Annotated in this window: 3 protein-coding genes; 2 read left to right on the forward strand and 1 reads right to left on the reverse strand. The window is 47.9% G+C overall.

Features of this window, described 5'->3' with window-relative positions; translation table 11 throughout:
* Positions 1 to 185: 185 nt before the first annotated feature.
* Entirely contained in the window at positions 186 to 764 is a 579-nt protein-coding gene (locus CSQ88_RS22155) for a hypothetical protein (RefSeq protein ID WP_180273777.1), read from the reverse strand.
* Between the two features lie 243 nt (positions 765 to 1007).
* On the opposite strand from CSQ88_RS22155, the gene CSQ88_RS22160 reads away from it, so the two are divergent.
* Together CSQ88_RS22160 and CSQ88_RS22165 are read left to right on the forward strand one after the other, a co-directional pair.
* Positions 1008 to 1391 (forward strand): NUDIX domain-containing protein, encoded by a 384-nt coding sequence (locus CSQ88_RS22160; RefSeq protein WP_099400225.1) that lies wholly within the window; start codon positions 1008 to 1010, stop codon positions 1389 to 1391.
* A 54-nt stretch (positions 1392 to 1445) separates the two neighbouring features.
* Complete coding sequence (locus CSQ88_RS22165) at positions 1446 to 2609, forward strand: acyltransferase (RefSeq protein ID WP_180273778.1); 1164 nt, start codon at positions 1446 to 1448, stop codon at positions 2607 to 2609.
* The last annotated feature ends 204 nt before the right edge of the window (positions 2610 to 2813 follow it).

Here is a 2813-nt window from a genome sequence, read left to right on the forward strand (position 1 = left end):
GTTTTGATACCTGCTTCGCCAGTTAAATATTGCTGAACGACAGAGAGCTTGAATTGCGTTGAGTACTTGGACATAAAAACACCCCAAAAATATGGACGGGTGTCCAACTTTTGGGGTGCAGTTCAGTCGACCAAATCGGCAGGGGCTTTTTATGAGTGTGGATTTATCCCATCAAGGCTAAACCCTTATACAGCAGATGCCGCAGAAGCATGTTTTTTCACAGGGGCTTTTTGTGCTGCTGAGGCTGCAGATGCTGCATGCTTTTTAGCCTGGGCTTTTTGTACTGCGGATGCAGCTGATGCTGCGTGCTTCTTGGCCTGAGCTTTTTGCACTGCGGATGCGGCTGAAGCTGCATGCTTCTTAGCCTGGGCTTTTTGCACTGCGGATGCAGCTGATGCTGCGTGCTTTTTAGCCTGTGCTTTTTGTACTGCAGATGCAGCTGAAGCTGCATGCTTCTTAGCCTGGGCTTTTTGCACTGCAGATGCAGCTGAAGCTGCGTGCTTCTTAGCCTGGGCTTTTTGTACTGCAGATGCCGCTGAAGCAGCATGCTTCTTGGCCTGGGCTTTTTGCACTGCGGATGCGGCTGAAGCAGCAGTGTGCTTTTTAGCAGGTGTTTTTTTGGTTACATGCTTGCTTGCAGAAGCACTCACCTTAGCTGAGTGGGTTTCTGTCTTAACAGGGGCAGAGGCTGTTTCTGCTGCCATACCAAAAGCGGTAGTCGCAACAAATACAGTAGCAGCAAGCGTTGTCAGCAGTTTGTTCATAATATAGCTTCCTAAAATCGCCCGGTAGTGAGCGTGTAAATCCAGTATCTACCCCTTATGTTGATAATTCGATGTGGGTTTGGTAGCGATCTGTAACGAACTGTCCGCAAAATGCCGAAAGCATAAACCAAGGTCATAAACATACTCCACCACAGCTTGCTGACCATGGCCCATATCAAAATACCATCGCCACGAAGGCATAATGTAAGATGCAAATCAGATCACAGATAAACAGGACAGGTTATGAAGCCACTGCAATGTGCATGTCTGGTTGATGTGCAAGACCAGAAGCTGCTGCTGGTTAAAGTTCGCCAGAATCAGCACTGGTATCTGCCAGGGGGCAAGATAGAGCAGGGAGAATCCCCCGATCAGGCCCTTGGCCGGGAATTAGCTGAGGAATTAGGCATTGCCATACAGGATGCCCGCTATCTGTATACCGTGGTTGCGCCAGCCTACGGGCAGGCAGGCGATGTTGAGCTGATTTGCTATCGTGCAAAATGGCAAGGCCAGCCGCGCGCCATGGGTGAGATCAGCGAAGTGGCATGGCTGCCTGTGCAAAACCTCAGCCAGTTTGCCCCAGCGGTACAGGTACTTTGCCGTGATTTTATCGGCTGCATACCTGCGTAGTCACACCCACCGTAAACCGCCATGCAACTTGAGCGGAAGCAAAGGCCGCAGACGATGACACAAGCCCAGCCAGAACGATTCTATTCGCTTGATGCCCTCAGGGGCATCGCCGCACTTTGCGTGGTGTTCTGGCACTGGCAGCATTTTTTTTACACAGGCACCACAGCCGGTCAGTTTGATCCCGGTCGGCTGCCTTTTTCTGATGGCTTATCGCTGCTTTACACTAAGGGATGGCTGGCCGTTGATTTGTTTTTTTGCTTGTCCGGTTTTATTTTTTACTGGCTGTATTCCAAAAAAATTGCCTGCCGGGACATCACATCTGGCCAGTTTGCCCTGTTGAGATTTTCCAGACTTTATCCGCTGCATTTTGCCAGCTTGCTGATTGTGGCCATTGGCCAGCTGTGGCTCAGCCATACACGGGGGAATTACTTTGTTTATCCCTGTAATGATGCCAAACATTTTTTGCTTAATCTTTTGTTTACATCGTCATGGGGACTTGAGCAGGGCTACTCATTTAATGCCCCGATATGGTCTGTTTCTGTAGAAGTTCTTTTGTATATTGTTTTCTTCAGCTGCTGCCGCCTCTTGCCTGTACGGGCCGTTATTTTAGCGGCAATATCCATTACCGGCTTTCAGCTGATCCAGGATTATTATTTGCCCATAGGCCGGGGCATTGGCTCGTTTTTTCTGGGTGGCCTTGTGTTTATCGCTTACCAAGCCGTGCTTAAATCAAAACATGCTGCAGCACTGAGGCAATTCGTGCTGTTGATTACGCTTTGTGCATGGCTACTTTGCATGGCCGCCCTGCATCAGAAAACAGATTTTAATTCGCTCACTATTTTTAATTACCCCTTAGCACACAGAATGCTGGAGCTGATCTGGTCATGGCCGGTTGTGGTGCTTTTTCCGCTCAGTATTTTATCGCTGGCACTGATTGAAACGCGGCATGGCCCATTCGCCAGACGTATCGCTTTTTTAGGTGATATTTCGTATTCATCTTATTTGCTGCATTTTCCGCTGCAAATTTTATTTTCAATTCTGCTGGCTTATTTCTCATTCGATCAGGCTATTTATTACTCGCCATGGCTGATGCTGTTATTCTTTGCTTTGCTGCTGATGATTAGTTTTATTAGCTTCCGATATTTTGAAATGCCTGCCCAAAAGCGATTACGACAAATCAATCTGTTGGGGCAAAAAACGGTACAAAGCACCATATAGCTCAGGATTAAACCACTTAGCCCCAAAAAAACCACCAGCAAAATATTGAAAGCCCCCTTTTAAGGCGGGTCCAATCATTTTCCTGATTATGTCTCTTGCTCAATTAAGGCTTGAAATACCCCTCTTGGACAAGGTTTAGCCTGCATCACGGCTTTGAGTAATCGAGGAATCAGAGCGCACAGGTCTGCTCGACGATTGAAACGG

This window comes from Iodobacter sp. BJB302 (genome assembly GCF_002735645.1).
Classification (GTDB): domain Bacteria; phylum Pseudomonadota; class Gammaproteobacteria; order Burkholderiales; family Chitinibacteraceae; genus Iodobacter.

What these genes read in the sequence shown, in the direction of transcription:
- CSQ88_RS22155 (WP_180273777.1), bottom strand. Translation starts at nt 764, where the DNA reads ATGAACAAACTGCTGACAACGCTTGCTGCTACTGTATTTGTTGCGACT.
- CSQ88_RS22160 (WP_099400225.1), top strand. Translation starts at nt 1,008, where the DNA reads ATGAAGCCACTGCAATGTGCATGTCTGGTTGATGTGCAAGACCAGAAG.
- CSQ88_RS22165 (WP_180273778.1), top strand. Translation starts at nt 1,446, where the DNA reads ATGACACAAGCCCAGCCAGAACGATTCTATTCGCTTGATGCCCTCAGG.